We start from the raw sequence: 21,466 nt of genomic DNA on the forward strand, positions 1-21,466 counted from the left end.
TTATGAAATTTAACACCAAAACAATTCACGGAAATCAACATCCCGAAGAAAGTACTGGAGCTGTGATGGTGCCTGTTTTTCAAACCTCAACATATGCACAAAATAGTCCTGGTAACCATAAAGGATATGCATATTCAAGAGGTAAAAACCCAACCCGCTTTGCTTTAGAAAACGCAATAGCATCATTAGAAAACGGAACTCATGGTTTTGCATTTGCTTCTGGTTTAGCTGCTATTGACTGTGTTTTGAGAACATTAAATCCAGGTGATGAAATTATTGCAGGTGATGATTTATATGGTGGAACTTACCGATTATTTACTGAGTTGTTTCAAAAATACGGATTGAGCTTTCAGTATGTAAATATGGATAAACCTGAAAATGTAGTCAATGCTATTTCTATTAAAACAAAATTAATATGGATTGAAACACCTACCAATCCGTTAATGAAAATTGCCGATATTGAAGCAATAACTAAAATGGTTAAACAAATTAACAACACTATTTTAGTTGCTGTTGATAACACCTTTGCTACTCCTTATTTACAACGTCCTTTAGATTTAGGTGCAGATATTGTAATGCATTCAGCTACAAAATATTTAGGCGGGCATTCAGATCTTGTTATGGGTGCTTTAGTAGTAAAAAATAATAAGCTTGCAGAGCAATTACACTTTATACAATTTGCGGCTGGTGCTATTGCAGGCCCAATGGATTCTTTTTTAGCTTTAAGAGGTATTAAAACGTTACACGTTAGAATGCAAAGACATTGTGAAAATGCAATGTTTGTAGCACAATTTTTATCAAGTCACCCTAGTATCGAGACTGTTTTTTACCCTGGATTGACTAATCATTCTAACCATGAAATAGCCAAGAAGCAAATGGATGATTTTGGCGGAATGGTCTCTTTTCGTTTTAAAGAAGATACTAAAACTGCTGCTTTTTCTTTTTTAGAAAAAATTAAAGTATTTACCCTAGCAGAATCTTTAGGTGGTGTAGAAAGTTTAGCTAATCATTCAGTTACTATGACTCATGGATCTATACCAGAAGAAGAACGCTTAAAAGTTGGTATTACAGATTCTTTAGTTAGATTAAGTGTAGGTATTGAAGATATTGATGATTTAATTGCTGACTTAGATCAAGCTTTATCTAAATAAAAAAATCCGAAGTAAAAACTTCGGATTTTTAGTTTATTTGATGTTTACAAGCTTTTATTTAGCTTCAGCATATCTTCTTTCTACTTCGTTCCAGTTAATTACATTGAAAAAAGCATCAATATAATCAGGACGACGGTTTTGATAATTTAAATAGTAAGCATGTTCCCAAACATCTAATCCTAATATTGGAGTACCTCCACAAGTTACTCCTGGCATTAATGGATTATCTTGGTTTGGAGTAGAACAAACCTCTACTTTACCTCCTTTATGTACACATAACCATGCCCATCCTGAACCAAACTGAGTTGCAGCTGCTTTAGAAAAAGCATCTTTAAAAGCATCTACAGAACCAAATTCAGCTTCAATAGCATCTTTTAACTCTCCAGATAAACGACCTTTACCTTCAGGGTTCATTACTGACCAAAATAATGAGTGATTGTAAAAACCACCTCCATTATTACGAACAGCAGCATTGTTCATATCTAAGTTAGTTAAAATATCCTCGATAGATTTATCTGCTAAATCTGTTCCTTCGATAGCTGCATTTAATTTAGTTGTATATCCGTTGTGGTGCTTAGAATGGTGAATTTCCATTGTTCTAGCATCAATATGTGGTTCTAACGCATCATAAGCGTAGCCTAATTCTGGTAAATTGAAAGCCATTTTTTATGTTTTTATTGGTTAATAAATCTTTATTGTACGAATTTACCATAAAAAAACAGGACTAACAACCGTTAGTCCTATATCATTTTTATATCTGTATAAGAAATAACTATTCTTTAATACATAGGTTTTTCATTTGCAGAATATTCGCTCATAAACTGCTCTGCTTTTTCAACTAATAATTTACTTCCACAATAAAAAGGTACTCGTTGGTGTAATTCTGTTGGCTTAATATCTAAAATTCTAGTAAAACCATCGGTAGCTTTTCCTCCTGCTTGCTCACAAATAAATGCCATAGGATTACATTCATATAATAAGCGTAGTTTTCCTTTAGGTGTAATTGCTGTAGCAGGATAAATATAAATACCTCCTTTTATCATATTTCTATGAAAATCTGACACTAAAGACCCAATATATCGAGCAGTGTAAGGTCTTCCGTCATCTTTATTCAACTCTTTACAATATACTAAAAATCGCTTCATTCCTTCTTGAAAATGAGTAAAATACCCTTCACTTACCGAATAAATTTTACCCATTTCTGCATAAGTCATATTGGGGTGCGATAAATAAAATGTACCAATAGCTGGATTTAACGTAAAACCGTTAACACCATTACCTGTAGTAAATACTAACATAGTAGAGGTGCCATACACTACATAACCTGCGGCTACTTGCTCACTTCCTTTTTGTAAAAAATCTTCTTTAGTAACAGGAGTTCCTACTGGTGAAACCCTTCTGTAAATAGAAAAAATAGTTCCAACAGAAACATTCACGTCTATGTTAGATGATCCATCAAGCGGATCCATCATTAACACATATTTATTATTATTCGATTTATCTTTTCCTTCAACCACTACATAATCATCTTCCTCTTCACTAGCAATACCACAAACAATTTCTCTATTAATTAATGTTTGTTTAAACAAATCATTTGCTAATACATCTAGTTTTTGCTGTGCTTCTCCTTGAACATTAACATCTCCAGCTGCTCCTGTAATATCAACTAATCCTGCTTTTCTGATTTCGTGATTAACTACTTTGGCTGCTAAACGAATCGAGTTAATTAATCGAGACAACTCACCTGATGAATATTTGAAGTCTTTTTGTTTACTGATGATAAACTCACCAAGTGTCATGTGTTTGTTGTTCATATCAAATTTTTGTGTTGTGTGCAAAGATGCCAACTTTTTTAAGCAACTACAACGATTTCGCTAAATAATTTGGGGTTAAAATTTTTATTTACATTCGCAGACTATGAAAACCCTTATCATGAAAAAATTATTTTTATTAGCAGCTATTCTATTAACCTACAGTAGTTTTGCTCAAAGCACAGATTTAGACAGAGAGTATTTTAACGTCTCTTTTGTTAAATTACCAAGTAAGCCAATTTTAGAAAACGATAAAAGAACGTATTCTTTAAACTTAAACGGTGTTACCATTAAAGGTTTTACAAAGGTTAATAAACCTGGTACCTTAGACTTAGATTATAAATTTACCGGAACTACATCTAGTGAAGTTAAAATTGAAAAAATTAAGCATGAAAAGAAAGATGACGATGGTAACGTAATTTCCACTTCGTACACCTATCAAGCTAAATCTAAATTTACTTCTTCAGCTACTTTAAATGTTATTAATTCTTTTAATAACAATAGCTATGAACAATCTTTTCAAGAGTCAACTGATTACAAAAGCTCAGAGTTCAACAGCTATTACAAAGCAGAAAGACACTATGCTAATAACAAATATGAAATAAAGAATAACTACAGAAATCAACACAGAAAAAACATTAAAAATAGAGTTCGTAATTTTTTAAACGATAAATACGGATATCAACCATATAAAGGTAGAGACTTCTTGTGGATTTTAGGTTCTAAAAGACATCCTGAACACGCTAAACATCACGAAGCTTTCAACAACATGAAAGAGATTTTTAGTAAAATGAAGTTTGACAAACCTATGACAGAAATTGAAGCAGCCCTTGCTCCTGTTATTACTTATTTTGAAGAGGTAATCCCAAGATATCCTGGAACTAAAAGAAAAATGAGAAAAGTTAAATATGCTAGTTATTATAATTTAGCTAACATATATTACTTTTTAGATAAACCTGAAAAAGTAAAAGAATACGGTCAGAAAATTATAGACAATGGTTATGATAAATCTGATGGAAAAAAGTTCATTAGATACGGAGATAATCTTGCTAACATTCTAGCTACTAACAAAATGACTTCTCGTCATATGGAAATTATCACTGAAGATAATAGCAACGAAGTTAGTGAAGCTCCAGAAGTAGCTGAAGAACCAAAAGAAAAACCTTTATTAGAACTTAATAAAGCCTTTTTAATTACTCAAAAAAATGACACTTTACAGGTAGATGTTGAAACTAAAAATATTGCAAGCATTGGTTACGACGTTAAGACTGTTGTTTTTGACACTAATGGAACACCTGTAGGAACAAGAACCAAAAAAGCTGAAGGATGTAAAGAAATTTTATTTGTTGATGGTTTACATTACAAAACCATTAATTTTAATGAAGCATCTAAAAACTCTGTTAGTATTGGTGGTGGTTCTGGTAAATTATGTAAAGTTTTATTTGAATCCGATAAGATCAATTTATATCAATTTAATAATAAAGAACTTATTATAGTAACTCCAGGTGCTAAAAACGGAAAATCTACATCAAGTGCAGGATTTGTTTTTGGGTTTAATAAAAGATTAAAGAAAATGGCAGAAAATTGTCCAGCCGTTATAGAAAAAGTTAATGCTAAAACTTATAAAAACACCTCAGAGAGTTTGTTACAATACTGTAAAGACTTAACTAGTTGTTCTAAATAATTTAGATTAACATACATACTTTTTAAAAGCATGAATCAATTGTTTGATTCATGCTTTTTTATTTTACTGTTTATTTTTAAACAATTTGTTAAAAATCTAAATTTTCAACAAAAAAATTTAGATGTGTTGTAAATTCGTATTTACTTTACAAGCCTATTATAAAAAGTATCTTTGTCAAAAAATTACAAATCATGAGTTTTACTATAAGACCTGGTAAAAAAGAAGACGTATCCGCAATTTTAACCTTAATTAATGAACTAGCTGTTTTTGAAAAACTTCCTAATGAGGTAGAGTTAACAGAAAATGATTTAATTAAAGATGGTTTTACTAATAATCCAAAATTTAAAACCTTTGTTGCTGAAGAAAATAATACCATAATTGGAATGGCTTTATTTTATGAACGTTATTCTACCTGGAAAGGAAAAACCGTGCATTTAGAAGACTTAATGGTAACCCAAAGTAAACGTGGTATTGGAGCTGGAAAAGCATTGTATAGCGCAGTGCTTAAATATGCACATGAACAAGGATGTAAACGTGTTGCTTGGGATGTTTTAGATTGGAATACGAACGCCATTAATTTTTACAAAAGTACTGGAGCAAAAGTTTTACCAGACTGGAGAGTAGTACACATGAATGAGCAAAATTTAGATACTTTTATTAATGAGAATTTTTAAGTTTGGAGGAGCATCAGTAAAAAACCCTGATGCAGTTAAAAATGTAGCTGAAGTTTTACAACATGAAGGAACAGAAAATACCTTAGTCGTAATTTCTGCTATGGGAAAAATGACAAATGCTTTTGAAAAAGTTGTAGAAGCTTATTGTTATCAGAAAGAAAATTTAGAAAACGCTATTTTATTCATAAAAAACTTTCATCAAGAAATGATGGAAGGTCTCTTTGATAAAGATCATGATGTATTTTCTATTGTAAATAATTTATTTGGTGAGTTAGCTGGTTTTATGGCCACCAATAAATCTTTAGACTATAATTATATTTATGATCAAATTGTAGGATACGGTGAGTTATTATCAACCACTATAGTTAGTCATTATTTAATTAGTATTAACATTGAAAACAATTGGTTAGATGTAAGAAACTGTATAAAAACAGATGCTAACTACAGAGATGCTAAAATAAATTGGGAAGCTACACAACAAGCTATTCATGAGCAAGTAACACTTTCTAGTTTACACATTACACAAGGTTTTTTAGGTTCTAATGAAAAAAACGATACAACTACGCTGGGAAGAGAAGGATCTGACTATACAGCTGGTATTTTTGCTTATTGTTTAGATGCTGAAAGTGTAACTATATGGAAAGATGTTCCAGGAGTTTTGAATGCAGACCCAAGAGTTTTTGATAATACCGAGTTATTAACCAAAATATCTTATACCGAAGCTATTGAAATGGCATTTTACGGTGCATCTGTAATTCACCCAAAAACCATACAACCTTTAGAACAAAAACAAATTCCATTGTTTGTTCGTTCTTTTGAAAATGTAAATCAACAGGGCACTCAAGTAACCAAAGCAATTGGTATAGAACCCTTAACACCTTGTTTTATTGTTAAGAAAAATCAGATTTTAATTTCGATTGCAGCTAAAGATTTTTCTTTTATGGTAGAAGATAATATTAGTCATGTTTTTCAAAAATTACATGAACATAAATTAAAAGTAAACTTAATACAAAACTCTGCCATTAGTTTTTCGGTATGTGTAGAAGATAAATTTGGTAACTTTCAACAGTTTATTAATGATTTACAGTATTCATACTCTATAAAATCATACCATAACGTTGCATTATATACCGTTCGTCATTTTGACAATAGCGCTATTGAAAGTATTTTAAAAAGAGGCAAGTCTATCATCAGACAAATAAACACTGAAACCGCTCAATTAGTAATTCAAGAAAACGTATAATCAAACGTTTTTTCTTCTATATTTGCAATTAGCTCTAATGAGAATGGTATGGGTTTAGTTTCATCTAAAGAAGTTGCAAAAGCAATTAAAGTTGATAAGTTCGGTATAGTAGGAACTTTTATTGGTTGGCTGTTAATGAAGATATTACGTATCTCAACAGCTAATAAGGTATACAACAAACATAAACACAAGAATGACCTTGAGTTTTTAAATGGGTTGTTAAATGAATTTCAAATTGAGTTTGAAATTCCAGAAGAAGACTTAAAACGTATTCCTAAAGAAGGACCTTTTATAACAATTTCTAATCATCCACTGGGTGGTATAGACGGGATTTTATTGCTTAAGCTTTTGTTAGAGCACAGAACTGACTACAAGATTATTGCTAACTTTTTACTTCACAGAATTGAGCCTTTAAAACCATATGTGATGCCGGTTAATCCGTTTGAGAATCACAAAGATGCTAAATCGAGTGTAGCAGGTATAAAAAGTGCATTATTACATTTAAGAGAAGGAAAACCTTTGGGTTTGTTCCCTGCTGGTGAAGTTTCTACATACAGAGATGGTAAACTTATGGTTGACAAACCATGGGAAGAAGGTGCTGTTAAGCTTATAAAAAAAGCAAATGTGCCTGTAATTCCTATTTACTTTCATGCAAAAAATAGTAAGTTATTTTATTTCTTATCAAAAATTAGTGATACGCTTCGTACTGCTAAGCTTCCTTCTGAGCTTTTATCACAAAAAAAACGTGTTATAAAAGTTAGAATTGGAAAACCTATTTCTGTAGCAGATCAAAATAATTACAAAAACATACCAGATTTTTATGAGTATTTACGTAAGAAAACCTACATGCTTGCAAATCCTTTTAGTAAATCTCAAAAAATTCTTTCAACACAAAGTTTAAAAATACCTAAAAAGGCAAAAAAGATCAGCTCTCAAAAAAGCCCTGATTTATTTGTTAAAGAAATTACAGACTTAAGAGATACTGGTAAACGCTTACTTGAAAGTAAAAACTATGAAGTGTTTTTCTCTTCTGCAAAAGAAATACCTAATCTATTGCATGAAATTGGTCGATTACGTGAAATTACTTTTAGAGAAGTTGGAGAAGGAACCAATAATTCTATTGATTTAGATAAGTTTGACAAATATTATCACCATTTAATTTTATGGGATAATAAAACAAATCAATTAGTAGGTGCCTATAGAATGGGGTTAGGTAAAGAGATTTTTAAAAGGTTTGGCATTAACGGTTTTTATGTACAAACTTTATTTAAAATAGAGCCAGAATTGCACCCAATGATGGAACAAACCATTGAAATGGGGCGTGCTTTTATTATAAAGCAATACCAACAAAGACCTATGCCTTTATTTTTACTTTGGAAAGGTATTGTTCATGTTACCTTACGTTATCCTGTTTACAAATATTTAATGGGTGGTGTAAGTATTAGTGATCAGTTTTCTGATTTCTCCAAATCGTTAATGATTGAATTTATGAAATCTCATTATTATGATCCGTATGTAGCCCAATATATTCATCCTAAAAAAGAATATAAGGTTAAGTTAAAAGATGTAGATAAAGACTTTGTTTTTGATGCAACACAGTCGGATATGAATAAGTTTGATAAGGTTATTGATGAAATTGAACCAGGAGCTTTAAGAATACCTGTATTAATTAAAAAATACGTTAAGCAAAACGCACGTTTAGTAGCCTTTAACGTAGATCCAAAGTTTAACAACTCTGTAGACGGTTTAATGTACATAAAGGTTGCAGACTTACCTGAAAGCACTGTTAAACCAGTATTAGAAGAGTTCCAAGAAGAACTTGAACGTAAAGCTGCAGAAGAAGCTGCTAACAAATAATAAAAAAGCGAACCAATTGGTTCGCTTTTTTAGTATTACTTTTTTCCAAAAAGACGTTGAAAAAAGTTTTTGGCTTTTCCTTTAACCTCTTTCATCTCTTCTGCAGCATCTTCCGCAAAATCGGCTAATTTCTCTCCAGCCTCTCCTGCTAATTCCGCAGCTTTTTCACCAACATTTTCTAGAGCCTCTTTGGCCTTTTGAACTTCTTCGCTATCTAATATTTCATGAACCTTTTCTTTAGCTTCATGAAAAGCTTCTTTAGCATCATCGGCAAAATCTGCTAATTTTTCTCCTGCTTCTCCTGCTAATTCAGATGCTTTTTCTTCAGCATTTTTAGCAAAACTTTCAGCTTTTTCTGATAAATTATCTAAAGAGCTTTTAACTTTTTCATCATTTGATGATGCTTTCTTTTCTTCTGACATTATGTAAAATTTTTAGGGGTTACTAATTAAAACCATGGTTTACTATTGGTTTGATAGGTATAAACAAATTCTTCATCGGTTTTGGTTAAATAAATAATTCCTTCTATCAATCCAATAAGTCCAGTTACTGCTGTAGCAATACCAAAAGTAATTATAGCAGAAATTAATAATAACAAACCTTGTTTAGTATAGCCTAAAACAAATTTATGTACTCCTAATGATCCTAATAAAATAGCCAATATTCCTGATATAACTCTTTTACTTTCTTGATTTGGTATATTATTACCTTTTTCATCCACAATATTCATAGTTTCTTAATTTTAAGTTAGTTCTTAAATTTATAAAAAAACCTCAACAATTTTGTATTGTTGAGGCTAATAATGATTAATTGTGAATTAATCGAACTATCAAAACAATTTTTTATTGTTTTTCATTTTCACTTCTGTCTATAAAAGCTATATCTCTAGTATTTTTTTGAACTGCAATTGCTGCATATATACTTAACAAAAAGGAAATGGCATAAAATCCCTTTTCGCTCAAAGCTAATTCTGCATTCCATAATCCTATTATCAATAATAAAATAGCTATAATAGTAGTTATCCAGCTTATACTATAATACAATTGTGTTACTGCTATTCCTTCTAATTTATCTCTAACAGATTTCTGAACAGATATTACAGAAAACAGACCGAAAAGTAGAATTGTAAAATAGTATCCTTTCTCGTTTAATAACATTTCTGCATTCCATAAACCAATACAATAACTAACTACCCCAATACATAATGAAGCCCATGATGCTCCCACAAAAGCAGCTGTTGGTTTTTGGTCAAATGCTTTGTTTTCTTTTTTCTTTTGTTTTTTAGATGTGGTTTCATTACCAGAAACCGTTGTTTGATAATCCATAATAATTAATTTTAAATAATTACATGGCAAAGATGGAAGGTTGATAGGTGATTAAAAAATAAATTTATTTTAAAAACTGACGATTTAAAATATATTAAAATTAATTATAATCAAATAATAAAGTACTTTTACAAAAAATAACTGACTATTTATTATGAGTTTAGAAACTATAATTTCTTCTTTTTCTGATGAAAATGCGAATAAGTTTTTGATGTATTTACAAAAGAAAAACAGGAGAAGTGATGTAAAAAACTCAACACTTTTTAAGTTAATTTATACACAAAAGTTTACATCTAAAGAAATAAAAAACCAATTATATAAAGCAGACACTAATAACGATGCTTACCATGCTTTAAGAAAAAGATTACATCAAACTATAATAGATTTTTTGGCTGCTATTAATTTAGAAGAAGAAAACTCTGAGAAAACAACAGTAATTAAGTACATACTAGTTGCCCGTTCTTTTTTACAACAAAATCATTATAATGTTGGTAGTAAATTATTAGATAAAGCTCATAAAATTGCAGACAATAGTCAGTTATATCCGTATTTAAACGAGATCTATCGTTTACGTATTCAATACGCTCATTTAAATCCAAAAGAGGATCTTGAAAAATTAATTGATCAGTTCAATAAAAATCAAAATTTATTAAAATTAGAAGAGCAATTAAATATTGTATATGCTAAGGTAAAAGCTATTTTATATAAAATTAGCAATAAGGGTGAAGTTATAGATTTTCAGAAAATTGTATTAAAAATTCTTCATGAACAGCATATAGACATCAATAAAAATCTATCTTTTAAATCATTTTATCAATTACTTAGTATTGTTAGTATTTCAGCCTTTATTTCTAAAGACTATTTACAAATAGAGTCTTTTATGCTAAATACTTATGATATTTTACGTAAACACCCTAATAAAGATAAAGAACGCTTTTATCATATTCATGTACTATATATGATAGCAAATACTTTATTTAGAACTAAACAATTTAAAAAATCCATGTATTTTTTAGGTTTAATGAATAATGAAATTGACAAAAACCCTAAGAAATATGAAGCTGTTTTTAAATTAAAGTATGAATTACTCTATAATTTAAATCTAAACTATACCAATAATCAAGACATCGCTATTAATCGATTAGAAAATTTACTGGTTAAAAAAAGAAAAGATTACGAAACTACTTTGGATTTATTTTTAGCGTTAATTGTATTTCTTTTTCAAAAAGGAGCTGTAAAAAAATCATATAAATTAATAACAGAACTATATCATACAGATTCTTGGTATGAAGAAAAAGTAGGTAATGAATGGGTAATTAAAAAGAATTTAATTGAAATTTTACTTTTAGTAGAACTTGATTATTCTGATTTATTTGATAATAGGCTAGCAAAATTTAAAAGACAACATGGTGCTTTTTTAAAGAAGATTGGACAAGAACAAGTACTCATCTTTTTAAAATATGTTGAATTATTTTTTTACAATCCTAAAACTGTAACTACTATTGATTTTTACAATAAAGTAGAAAACTCGTTTAGATGGATTGGTGCTAAAGAAGAAGATATTTTTGTAATGAGTTTTTATGCTTGGCTAAAGAGTAAAATGATTCAAAAACCTATTTATGAAACCACATTAGCTTTAGTAAAACAGGCACAAGACTTATAAAAAAGCTTGATCATTAGGTTCCCATAGTTCAATTTTATTCCCTTCTAAATCTAGTATCCAGCCAAATTTACCATAGCTATACTCTTCTACTTTATCTATTACCTCAACTCCATTTTCTTTTAGTTCAGCTAATAATTCATCTAAATTTTCTACTCTATAATTAAACATAAAATCTTTAGAAGATGGCTTAAAATAATCAGTATTTTTATCAAACGGACTCCATTGTGTTGAAGCCTTTTTACCTTCATTATCTTTCCACCAAAAAGTACACCCCCAATCATCTGTATTAAAACCTAAATTCTTCTTATACCATTCTTTGGATGCTGTTGGGTTATCAGACTTAAAAAAAACACCGCCAATACCTAATACTTTACCTTTTTTCATATTAAACTTACTTTTTAATACTTTCTTCGTATTTAACAATCCATTCTTTAACTGATATTTTACGACATAATTCAGCTATTAAGTCATACGGAATTTCATCTATCTTCTTAAATCGTATACAGCTTTTTCCCATATCTAGCTTTCTTTTACAATGCTTTGGATACTCGTTTACAAACCAATCGTGAATATCTGGCATAGCATAAATTCCGCTATGATATAAATTAACAGAATTCTTTTGAGAAGCAAAACTCATAAACGGCAATGGCTGCTCTGGTGAACAATGATATCCTTCTGGGTAAATATCATGAGGTACATAATAAGCAATCATCCCATATTGTATTCCTTCATTAAAACCATCAGGTAAATTATTTGTTATTACAGTTCTTAGTTGCTCTAGAGCTTCTTTTCTCTCTTCAGGAACTTGCGCTATATATTCTTCAGGACTGCTAGCTTCGTATTTCATATCCAATTACATATATATTCTTCTAATTTTATCAACTATAGTTTGAGCTAATTTTTCTTTACTTTCTACTGTCCATCCTGCTACATGCGGACTTAAAATTACATTGTCTGCTTTTATTAAATACTTAAAAGCATCTGGCATATCTGTATCTGAAAATAAATTTTCAAACGATTTCTTTTCATATTCTAATACATCTAATCCTGCTCCTAAAATTTTACCCGATTGCAATGCTGATACTACATCTTTTGTTACTACAGATGTTCCTCTTGCGGTATTTATTAACCAAAAAGGTTTTGAAAAATGATTAATAAAATTTTCAGAAACCATATTTATAGTTAAAGGTGTTTGCGGTGTATGTAGACTTAACACATCGGCTTTTTCTTGTAATTCTTTTAAAGAAACTTGTGTTGCGTTTTCATCACCAACATTTTCTTTTAAGTCATAGCATAAAACAGTAACATCAAAACCTCTAAGTTTTTTTGCAAAAGCTTTCCCCATGTTACCATAACCTATTAAGCCTACTGTTTTCCCATCAAGCTCTATTCCTCTATTTTCTTCGCGTAACCATTGTCCGTTTTTAACTTCGGTGTTTGCTTTTGTTATTTTATTAAACAAGGATAATAATAATGCTAAAGAGTGCTCACCCACTGCATTTCTATTTCCTTCGGGTGCAGCAATAAGATGAATACTTTTAGTAGCAGCATAATCACAATCTATATTTTCTAAACCAGCACCTACTCTACCTATAAACTTAAGATTTGTTGCTTTGTCTAAAAACTGTTGGTCTATAGTAAACCTACTTCTTATGATAATTCCATCATATTGATGAATTTTTGCCTCTATAGTTTCTTTTGATGATGTATAATCTTCGTCATTTGTAAAACCTAATTGAGATAATTGAGTTTTTAATAACGGATGGTTAGTATCTAAATGTAGTACTTTCATTGCAATTAATACTGTTCGTTTTCGTTTGGAAAATCAACAGATTTTACGTCTTTTATATATTGCTCAAAAGCATTTGTCATTTCGGTGTGTAAGTCCAAATATCGACGTAAAAAACGTGGGTTAAACTCGTGTGTCATCCCAACCATATCATGTGTTACCAATACCTGGCCATCTACACCACTACCAGCTCCAATTCCAATAACAGGTATAGATACACTTGCTGCAACTTCAGCCGCTAATTTTGCGGGAACTTTTTCTAAAACTATCGCAAAACACCCTAATTCTTCAAGCATTTTAGCATCTTGTTTTAACTTATCGGCCTCCTCTTCTTCTTTCGCTCTTACAGTGTATGTTCCAAATTTATAAATAGATTGTGGTGTTAACCCTAAATGGCCCATTACTGGAATACCTGCTGTTAATATTCTTGAAATAGATTCAGCAATCTCGCTTCCTCCTTCTAATTTTACAGCATGCCCTCCAGATTCTTTCATTATTCTAATGGCAGAATCTAAAGCATTCTTAGAATTACCTTGATAAGTACCAAAAGGTAAATCTACTACCACTAAACAACGATCAATAGCTCTAACCACAGAGCTAGCATGATAAATCATTTGATCTAAAGTAATTGGTAACGTAGTCTCATGACCAGCCATTACATTAGAAGCAGAGTCTCCTACTAGAATTACATCAATACCTGCACCATCTACAATTTTTGCCATGGTATAATCATAAGCCGTTAACATAGATATTTTTTCTCCATTAGCTTTCATATCCACTAATGACTTTACGGTAACTCTTTTGTATTGTTTTTTTGCTACTGACATTGTTTATTTTTTAATGATGTGTAAAAATAGTTAATTTAAGCATAGGTTTTGTAAGTTAATCTTGTGTTAATTTCAAATTACACCTATAATTTTTACATAGTTTTACAACTACTAACAAATTCTAAATATGATTAAAATATTTAATCTCGTCTTTCTTACTTTATTTTATTCTAATATACAATCGCAAAATACAGTAGAAGAAGAAAAAATAAAACAAACGCTTAGTACTTTTTTTAATGGTTTACATCAAGGAGACAGTACTTTAATTGCTTCTGTAATGCATCCAACAATTAAAATACAAACTACTTACACCAATACAGAGGGAAAATCAATTTTAAAAACTGATACTAAAAAGCAACTATTAATCAATATTGCAAACAAACGAGAATCAGACACCTATTTTGAGAAACTTCATTCCTACACGATTCATGTTGATAATAATTTAGCCTCGGTATGGACACCTTATACTTTTTATTACAACAATAAAAAGAGTCATTGTGGAGCTAATACCTTTCAGCTTTTTAAAACGGATGGCACTTGGAAAATTATTTATATAGCCGATAGTAGGCGGAAAAATAATTGCACTGATTAATAAAAGAGAAAAGTTTGTATTTTAATAATCAAAACAAATTGCTAATCACCGAAAAAGAATACCTTTTGGTTAGATAATATATGTATTTTTTAATCGAATAGAAGAAGATACATATCATCTAAATTTATAATATATTAGCAATCTATTATTTAGACAATGTCAGAAAAACTTAAAGTTAATACCCTAAATCCAGATAATTGGATAGATAATTATGCCGATTATCTATTTAATTATGCAATTGCCAGGGTTAATAATTATGATATTGCCAAAGATTTGGTTCAAGAAACCTTTTTTGCAGGGTTAAAGTCTGCTAAAAATTTTGAAGGAAAATCCACAGAACGAACTTGGCTAATATCTATTTTAAAAAGAAAAATTATTGATTATTACCGTAAAATAAACTCAAAAAAAGGACAGGCAGAAGTTCGTATGAGTTTTTATGATGATGGTGATAATGAAGGTAATTGGATTGAAGAGCGTGTACCTCAATCTTGGGACAGTACTACCGAAAAAGATATAGAAAATGACGAATTAAAACTACAAATAGACAGTTGTATTAATAAATTACCTGAAAAGTATGCCTTAGTTTTTAGAATGAAAACAATACAAGGTTTTGAAACTGAAGACATTTGTAAGGAGTTAGATATAACAGCGTCTAATCTTTGGGTAATAATACACAGAGCACGTACACAACTGCGTGATTGTTTAGAAAAAAATTGGTTTAATAAATAATATTACATGGGTAATTTTTTTAATATAAAGTGCGAAGAAGCTAACCAAATCTGTAATAAAGCACAATACAACGAAGCTACTTTTATTGAAAAGTTAAAGCTTAACTGGCACATTATGTTCTGTAAAGTATGTAAACTTTACTCAAAACAAAATAAAATACTTACAGGTGCTTACAATAATTGTAAACCAAAAGATATCGATAACAAAAGTCGTTGTTTAAAAGAAGAAGACAAACAGTTATTAAAAGATAAAATTAAAGAAATATCATAATAACTATTTTCGGTTTACAACCGTTTTTTGATTTTTTGTTAGATTGAAACGGAGGTTACTTTTACAAGTAAGCTCCGTTTTTTACTTTTGTATAAAATATTAAGCATGCATTTTTTACCTGAAAAAATAGACAATTATGTTGTTAATCATTCACAACAAGAACCAGAATTATTACAACAATTAAGTAAAGAAACTTGGCAAAAAGTATTAAACCCAAGAATGTTAAGTGGTGCATTTCAAGGAAGAGTACTTTCTATGATTTCAAAATTAATCAACCCTAAAAACATTTTAGAAATAGGCACATATACAGGTTATTCTGCACTTTGTTTAGCTGAGGGCATGCAATTGGATGGAAAATTAATAACAATTGATAAAAACGAAGAATTAGAAGATTTACAAGTAAAATACTTTCAAAAATCTGATTATAAAAATCAAATTCAACAACATATAGGTAATGCCATAGAAATAATTCCTACATTAAATGAAAAGTTTGATTTGGTTTTCATTGATGCAGATAAATCTAATTATGTAAACTATTTCAACTTAATTATTAATAAAATAAATAAAGGTGGCATTATTTTATCAGATAATGTACTATGGAGCGGAAAAATTGTGGAAGAACTTGATGATAAAGACATTGATACTAAGGTGCTTTTAGAATACAATAAACTCTTAAATGAAGATCATCGATTAGAAACCGTTCTACTTCCAATACGTGACGGTTTAACAATTAGTAGAGTAAAATAATAAAAAGCCTGAGTTTAACTCAGGCTTTTTAATTACATATTTCTTTTGATAGGACCGGTAAAATCATCTATATTTTCTTTTACCTCATTTACTTGTTTATTAATATCAGAAACAATATCTGTATCAATACCTTGTTTCTTGGCACTATCATTTATTTCTCTTTTAATTTCATTGGTAGCGTCTTTAACTTGACGTATACCCTTGCCTAAACCTCTGGCAATTTCAGGTATTTTATCTGCTCCAAATAACATTACTACAATTAGTAGAATAATAAATATTTCAGGACCACTAATAAATAAAAAAGGTATATTCATACTGCAAATTTACATAAATAAACGCCTAGAATTAAAAAAAGCCAAACTTAATTAAGTTTGGCTTCTATTATATTATTAAAGATAATTAGTCTGCTAAAATAATAGCCTTGTTATCTTTAATTTCTAATGTTCCAGAATTAATGGTTAATCCTAATCTTCCGTCAGTAGTTTTTACAAATCTATCTTCAAACTTCTCGTCAATCGATGGATTTGAAACTTCAATTTTAACAACACCTGCGGCTAATAAAGAAACAGCTGGTGCGTGATTATTTAACATTTGAAACTCACCATTTATACCTGGTACCGCAACAGATGTTACTTCTGATGAAAATAAAACCGCTTCTGGACTTACAATTTCTAAATACATAATTTGATGATTTAGGTTTTAAGCAAAATACTTAAAACAATTTAATTACGCTTCTGCTAACATTTTCTCACCAGCTTCAATTGCATCTTGAATTGAACCTCTTAAGTTGAATGCTGCTTCTGGTAAATGATCTAACTCACCATCCATAATCATGTTAAATCCTTTTATAGTATCTTTAATATCAACTAATACACCAGGAATACCAGTAAACTGTTCTGCTACATGGAATGGCTGAGATAAGAAACGTTGCACACGACGAGCTCTGTGTACTACTAACTTATCTTCTTCAGATAATTCTTCCATACCTAAAATAGCAATAATATCTTGTAACTCTTTATAACGTTGTAATAACTCTTTTACTCTTTGTGCAGTATTATAGTGCTCATCACCTAAAATTTCTGGAGTTAAAATCCTAGAAGTAGAATCTAATGGGTCTACTGCTGGATAAATACCTAACTCTGCAATTTTACGAGATAATACCGTAGTTGCATCTAAGTGAGCAAACGTAGTTGCAGGTGCTGGATCCGTTAAATCATCTGCAGGTACATATACTGCTTGTACAGAAGTAATAGATCCTTTTTTAGTAGAAGTAATACGCTCTTGCATTGCTCCCATTTCTGTAGCTAAAGTTGGTTGGTAACCTACTGCAGATGGCATACGACCTAATAATGCAGACACCTCAGAACCAGCTTGAGTAAAACGGAAAATATTATCTACGAAGAATAAAACATCTTTACCTTGATCTTCACCAGCTCCATCACGGAAATATTCAGCAATTGTTAAACCTGATAATGCTACACGAGCACGTGCTCCTGGTGGCTCATTCATTTGTCCAAATACGAAAGTAGCTTTAGAATCTCTCATTCCAGTTTTATCAACTTTAGTTAAATCCCATCCACCTTCTTCCATAGAGTGCATAAAATCGTCACCATACTTAATAATACCAGACTCTAACATCTCACGTAATAAGTCGTTTCCTTCACGAGTTCTTTCACCAACACCAGCAAATACAGATAAACCTCCGTGACCTTTTGCAATGTTGTTAATTAACTCCTGAATTAATACTGTTTTTCCTACTCCGGCACCACCAAATAAACCAATTTTACCTCCTTTTGCGTAAGGCTCAATTAAATCGATTACTTTAATACCGGTATATAAAACTTCCGTAGAAGTAGATAACTCTTCAAACTTTGGAGCTTGACGGTGAATAGGTAAACCTGCATCACCAGTTTTTGGTAAATCTCCTAATCCATCAATAGCTTCACCAGTTACATTGAATAAACGACCATAGATATCATTACCTATTGGCATTTGAATTGGATTACCTGTAGCAACAACTTCTTGCCCTCTTTGTAAACCATCAGTAGCATCCATAGAAATGGTACGTACTGTATTCTCTCCAATGTGTTGTTGAACTTCTAAAACTAAGGTTGTACCATCAGCTTTTTTAATTTCTAATGAATCGTAAATTTTTGGTAACTCAGCATTTTCATTGTTGAACTCAACATCGATAACTGGACCAATAATTTGAGAAACTTTACCTGTTATTGTAGACATTACTTTTGTGTAATTAAGTTATTTTATTTATCGAGTGATATTTACCTCACTTTTTCAGAGCGCAAAGGTAATTTTTTTATAACAATTTTAAAAACGTTTACGTGTATTTTTCTATAATTAAAAAATCAACATAAAAAAAGCCTCGCTTTTGCGAGGCTTTTAATTATTGTTGTGAATTAAATTATTTTTTTAATTTAATCTCTACACGTCTGTTTTGTGCTCTACCATCTCTAGTAGCATTCGATGCGATTGGGTAATCTTCACCAAAACCTTTAGAAGATAATCTTGCAGCTGGAATACCTTTTTTGATTAAGTAATCAACTACAGCAGCAGCTCTCTTATCAGATAATCTTAAGTTAGTACTTGCAGCACCTGAACTATCAGTATGACCTTCAATGTTGAAGTTAGCTTCTGGATATTGAGCCATAATCTCAGCGATTAAGTCTAATTTTCCTGATACTCCTGGTCTGAAAGAAGATCTTCCTGAGTTAAAGTAGATAGCTCTTGCAAATTCGTTTAATTTAGCAGTAGCCTCTTCAGTAATTACTGGCTCTGGAGGACATCCGTTGTTTGAAGCAACACCAGCTACGTCTGGACACTTATCAACGTTATCTTTAACTCCGTCATTATCTTTATCTCCCCAAGGACATCCATTGTTTTCAGCTGGACCAGCTTCTTGTGGACATTTATCTTTATTATCAGCGATACCGTCACCGTCAGAATCTGGACAACCGTTCATTGCTTTTGTACCAGCGTCATTTGGACAAGCATCATCTTTATCAGCGATACCATCGTTATCAGCATCTGGACAACCGTTTAATTCAGCTTTACCAGCTACGTTAGGACAAGCATCATCAGAATCTTTGATACCATCTCCGTCAGCATCTGGACATCCATTGAACTCTTCTAAACCAGGAACCTCAGGACAAGCATCATTCTTATCGAATACACCATCACCATCAGTATCTTTTCCTCCAAAACGGAAAACTAATCCTAAAGAGTGTTGGAAGTGATCTCTTACTTTATCAGCAAATTCTTTTTTACCACCTGTTTGGAAAGATAAACCTAAGTTATCGTTAAACCAAGTATTGAAACCAACACCAGCGTTTAACATTCCTTCTCCTCCAAAAGTATCTAAGTCAGTGTAACCACCACCAACATATACGAAAGGATCAAACCATCCAGTTTCTCCAAATAAACTGTTTAAGTCATACTTTACGTTAGCATCAATAGCCCAGTATAATAAATCTGAGTCATCTTTAGCCACAACAGTTTTAACCTTGTTTAAAGACCCTGCTAATTGTAATGTAAAACCATCACTTAAGTATCTCTCAGCAGAGATTCTAGAAATAGAAGGTAAAGTGTTATCACCCCACTCACTAGTTCCGATGTAATCTTTTACATAGTCACCAAATTCAGAAGGAATTCTAACGTCAACAGTGTTAACACCAAAACTCACAGCCCAAGGGTTGTTTTCATCTTGTGCGTTTACTGTGTTCACAGCAAGGAACGCAACCATAGCTAACATAGCTAATTTTAATCGTTTCATTATCAAAAATTTAAATTAAAAGTTCGTTATTATAATACGCAAATGTAAGTTCTAAAAACTTATTTACAAAAACAAATCTACAAAATCTTGTTAAATAAACAAGATTTATTCTTCTTTTAGGTAATAATGTTTAACTCCTTACCCACTTTTATAAATGCTTGTATTGCTTTGTCTAAATGTTCTTTTTCGTGAGCGGCTGATAACTGCACTCTGATACGAGCTTTTTCTTTAGGAACTACAGGGTAAAAGAACCCTATTACATAAATTCCTTCTTCTAGTAATTTATCAGCCATTACTTGAGACAATTTTGCATCATATAGCATTACCGGAACAATTGCAGAATCTGCTCCTACTAAATCAAAACCTGCTTTTTCCATTTCAGTTCTGAAGTAAGTTGTATTCCACTCTAATTTGTCTCTTAAAGATGTATCGTTTGATAAGATATCAAATACTTTTAAAGACGCCCCTACAATTGCAGGTGCTAAAGAGTTTGAAAATAAATACGGACGAGAACGTTGACGTAATATTTCTATAATTTCTTTTTTTCCAGTAGTGTAACCTCCCATAGCGCCACCTAAAGCTTTACCGAGTGTTCCTGTAATAATGTCTATTCTACCTAACACATTTTTTAACTCTAAGGTACCTCTACCCGTTGCTCCAATAAAACCTGCCGCATGACATTCATCAATCATCACCATTGCATTGTATTTTTCTGCTAAATCACAGATTTCATCTAACTTAGCCACAATACCATCCATAGAAAAAACACCGTCTGTTACAATGATTTTGAAACGATGGTTTTGTTTATTCGCCTCGATTAACTGAGCCTCCAATGATGCCATGTCATTGTTATCATATCGATATCTTGCTGCTTTACATAAACGAACTCCGTCTATAATTGAAGCATGATTTAAGCTATCAGAAATTATAGCATCTTCTTTGGTTAATAATGGTTCAAAAACACCTCCATTAGCATCAAAAGCTGCTGCGTACAAAATAGTGTCTTCTGTTTGATAAAATGATGCAATTTTAGCTTCTAATTCTTTGTGAATATCTTGAGTTCCACAGATAAAACGAACTGAAGACATTCCGAAACCATGAGTATCCATAGTGTCTTTTGCTGCCTGAATAACCGCTGGATTATTTGACAACCCTAAGTAGTTATTAGCACAAAAATTAATCACTTCTTCTCCTGTTGAAATTTTAATAACAGCATCTTGAGATGAAGTAATAATTCGCTCAGTTTTATATAAACCTGCGTCTTTAATATCTTGTATTTCTTTTTGTAAATGTTCTTTTATGTTTCCGTACATAGTA

Annotated in this window: 24 protein-coding genes; 10 read left to right on the forward strand and 14 right to left on the reverse strand. The window is 30.9% G+C overall.

The window, feature by feature from the left end:
• Positions 1-2: 2 nt before the first annotated feature.
• Entirely contained in the window at positions 3-1,151 is a 1,149-nt protein-coding gene (locus ACFQ1U_RS11580) for a cystathionine gamma-synthase (protein ID WP_386108525.1), read from the forward strand.
• 54 nt (positions 1,152-1,205) lie between these two features.
• On the opposite strand, the gene ACFQ1U_RS11585 is transcribed toward ACFQ1U_RS11580, so the two are convergent.
• Both ACFQ1U_RS11585 and fbp read right to left on the reverse strand, forming a co-directional pair.
• Positions 1,206-1,814, reverse strand: coding sequence for a superoxide dismutase (locus ACFQ1U_RS11585; RefSeq protein WP_386108527.1), 609 nt, complete (start codon positions 1,812-1,814; stop codon positions 1,206-1,208).
• 116 nt (positions 1,815-1,930) lie between these two features.
• Positions 1,931-2,965 carry a class 1 fructose-bisphosphatase gene (gene fbp / locus ACFQ1U_RS11590; protein WP_386108529.1) on the reverse strand — a complete coding sequence of 345 codons (1,035 nt, stop codon included), beginning with the start codon at positions 2,963-2,965 and terminating at the stop codon, positions 1,931-1,933.
• A gap of 118 nt (positions 2,966-3,083) precedes the next feature.
• Here fbp and ACFQ1U_RS11595 point away from each other — a divergent pair, with 118 nt between their 5' ends.
• The 4 genes from ACFQ1U_RS11595 (at position 3,084) to ACFQ1U_RS11610 (ending at position 8,420) form a co-directional block, all read left to right on the forward strand.
• Positions 3,084-4,646 (forward strand): hypothetical protein, encoded by a 1,563-nt coding sequence (locus tag ACFQ1U_RS11595; RefSeq protein ID WP_386108531.1) that lies wholly within the window; start codon positions 3,084-3,086, stop codon positions 4,644-4,646.
• 191 nt (positions 4,647-4,837) lie between these two features.
• Entirely contained in the window at positions 4,838-5,320 is a 483-nt protein-coding gene (locus ACFQ1U_RS11600; protein ID WP_386108533.1) for a GNAT family N-acetyltransferase, read from the forward strand.
• Entirely contained in the window at positions 5,307-6,563 is a 1,257-nt protein-coding gene (locus ACFQ1U_RS11605; RefSeq protein WP_386108534.1) for an aspartate kinase, read from the forward strand. Before ACFQ1U_RS11600 ends, ACFQ1U_RS11605 begins: the two co-directional genes overlap by 14 nt.
• A gap of 48 nt (positions 6,564-6,611) precedes the next feature.
• Positions 6,612-8,420 (forward strand): GNAT family N-acyltransferase, encoded by a 1,809-nt coding sequence (locus ACFQ1U_RS11610; RefSeq protein WP_386108536.1) that lies wholly within the window; start codon positions 6,612-6,614, stop codon positions 8,418-8,420.
• Between the two features lie 35 nt (positions 8,421-8,455).
• On the opposite strand, the gene ACFQ1U_RS11615 is transcribed toward ACFQ1U_RS11610, so the two are convergent.
• From ACFQ1U_RS11615 to yiaA, 3 genes are all read right to left on the reverse strand, one after another.
• Complete coding sequence (locus ACFQ1U_RS11615) at positions 8,456-8,842, reverse strand: hypothetical protein (RefSeq protein ID WP_386108538.1); 387 nt, start codon at positions 8,840-8,842, stop codon at positions 8,456-8,458.
• A 26-nt stretch (positions 8,843-8,868) separates the two neighbouring features.
• Positions 8,869-9,150 carry a TM2 domain-containing protein gene (locus tag ACFQ1U_RS11620; RefSeq protein WP_386108540.1) on the reverse strand — a complete coding sequence of 94 codons (282 nt, stop codon included), beginning with the start codon at positions 9,148-9,150 and terminating at the stop codon, positions 8,869-8,871.
• 112 nt (positions 9,151-9,262) lie between these two features.
• Positions 9,263-9,745 carry an inner membrane protein YiaA gene (gene yiaA / locus ACFQ1U_RS11625; RefSeq protein WP_386108542.1) on the reverse strand — a complete coding sequence of 161 codons (483 nt, stop codon included), beginning with the start codon at positions 9,743-9,745 and terminating at the stop codon, positions 9,263-9,265.
• 154 nt (positions 9,746-9,899) lie between these two features.
• On the opposite strand from yiaA, the gene ACFQ1U_RS11630 reads away from it, so the two are divergent.
• Positions 9,900-11,408 (forward strand): hypothetical protein, encoded by a 1,509-nt coding sequence (locus ACFQ1U_RS11630; protein WP_386108544.1) that lies wholly within the window; start codon positions 9,900-9,902, stop codon positions 11,406-11,408.
• Here ACFQ1U_RS11630 and ACFQ1U_RS11635 read toward each other — a convergent pair.
• The 4 genes from ACFQ1U_RS11635 to panB are packed head-to-tail and all read right to left on the reverse strand — an operon-like array spanning position 11,403 to position 14,024.
• Positions 11,403-11,792, reverse strand: a complete 390-nt coding sequence (locus ACFQ1U_RS11635) for a VOC family protein (protein WP_386108546.1) — start codon at positions 11,790-11,792, stop codon at positions 11,403-11,405. The two genes, ACFQ1U_RS11630 and ACFQ1U_RS11635, sit on opposite strands and share 6 nt — an antisense overlap.
• Positions 11,793-11,799: 7 nt before the next feature.
• Entirely contained in the window at positions 11,800-12,255 is a 456-nt protein-coding gene (locus ACFQ1U_RS11640; RefSeq protein ID WP_386108548.1) for a DUF1801 domain-containing protein, read from the reverse strand.
• A 6-nt stretch (positions 12,256-12,261) separates the two neighbouring features.
• Positions 12,262-13,200, reverse strand: coding sequence for a 2-hydroxyacid dehydrogenase (locus ACFQ1U_RS11645; RefSeq protein ID WP_386108550.1), 939 nt, complete (start codon positions 13,198-13,200; stop codon positions 12,262-12,264).
• A gap of 5 nt (positions 13,201-13,205) precedes the next feature.
• Positions 13,206-14,024 (reverse strand): 3-methyl-2-oxobutanoate hydroxymethyltransferase, encoded by an 819-nt coding sequence (gene panB / locus ACFQ1U_RS11650; RefSeq protein WP_386108552.1) that lies wholly within the window; start codon positions 14,022-14,024, stop codon positions 13,206-13,208.
• A 127-nt stretch (positions 14,025-14,151) separates the two neighbouring features.
• Between panB and ACFQ1U_RS11655 the strand changes: the two genes are divergently transcribed.
• From ACFQ1U_RS11655 to ACFQ1U_RS11670, 4 genes are all read left to right on the forward strand, one after another.
• Positions 14,152-14,616, forward strand: a complete 465-nt coding sequence (locus tag ACFQ1U_RS11655) for a nuclear transport factor 2 family protein (protein ID WP_386108554.1) — start codon at positions 14,152-14,154, stop codon at positions 14,614-14,616.
• A 156-nt stretch (positions 14,617-14,772) separates the two neighbouring features.
• On the forward strand, positions 14,773-15,345 hold the full coding sequence (locus tag ACFQ1U_RS11660) for a sigma-70 family RNA polymerase sigma factor (RefSeq protein WP_386108556.1): 573 nt from the start codon (positions 14,773-14,775) through the stop codon (positions 15,343-15,345).
• Positions 15,346-15,351: 6 nt separating this feature from the next.
• Complete coding sequence (locus ACFQ1U_RS11665) at positions 15,352-15,615, forward strand: hypothetical protein (RefSeq protein ID WP_386108558.1); 264 nt, start codon at positions 15,352-15,354, stop codon at positions 15,613-15,615.
• Between the two features lie 105 nt (positions 15,616-15,720).
• Positions 15,721-16,362, forward strand: a complete 642-nt coding sequence (locus tag ACFQ1U_RS11670) for an O-methyltransferase (protein ID WP_386108560.1) — start codon at positions 15,721-15,723, stop codon at positions 16,360-16,362.
• Between the two features lie 32 nt (positions 16,363-16,394).
• Here ACFQ1U_RS11670 and ACFQ1U_RS11675 read toward each other — a convergent pair whose 3' ends face one another.
• The 5 genes from ACFQ1U_RS11675 to kbl all read right to left on the reverse strand — a co-directional run bounded on the left by ACFQ1U_RS11675 (position 16,395) and on the right by kbl (position 21,462).
• The gene (locus ACFQ1U_RS11675; RefSeq protein ID WP_386108562.1) at positions 16,395-16,676 is read right to left on the reverse strand and encodes a Sec-independent protein translocase subunit TatA/TatB; all 282 of its coding nucleotides are present in this window, start codon (positions 16,674-16,676) and stop codon (positions 16,395-16,397) included.
• A gap of 85 nt (positions 16,677-16,761) precedes the next feature.
• Positions 16,762-17,043 carry a F0F1 ATP synthase subunit epsilon gene (locus ACFQ1U_RS11680; RefSeq protein WP_386108564.1) on the reverse strand — a complete coding sequence of 94 codons (282 nt, stop codon included), beginning with the start codon at positions 17,041-17,043 and terminating at the stop codon, positions 16,762-16,764.
• A 45-nt stretch (positions 17,044-17,088) separates the two neighbouring features.
• On the reverse strand, positions 17,089-18,600 hold the full coding sequence (gene atpD / locus ACFQ1U_RS11685; protein ID WP_386108566.1) for a F0F1 ATP synthase subunit beta: 1,512 nt from the start codon (positions 18,598-18,600) through the stop codon (positions 17,089-17,091).
• 181 nt (positions 18,601-18,781) lie between these two features.
• Positions 18,782-20,149: an OmpA family protein gene (locus tag ACFQ1U_RS11690; protein WP_386108568.1), complete on the reverse strand. Its 1,368-nt coding sequence runs from the start codon at positions 20,147-20,149 to the stop codon at positions 18,782-18,784.
• Positions 20,150-20,265: 116 nt separating this feature from the next.
• Positions 20,266-21,462, reverse strand: a complete 1,197-nt coding sequence (gene kbl / locus ACFQ1U_RS11695; protein WP_386108570.1) for a glycine C-acetyltransferase — start codon at positions 21,460-21,462, stop codon at positions 20,266-20,268.
• Between the last annotated feature and the right edge of the window lie 4 nt (positions 21,463-21,466).

The sequence above is a fragment of the Tenacibaculum geojense genome (assembly GCF_042676005.1).
In the GTDB taxonomy this organism is placed as follows: domain Bacteria; phylum Bacteroidota; class Bacteroidia; order Flavobacteriales; family Flavobacteriaceae; genus Polaribacter; species Polaribacter geojense.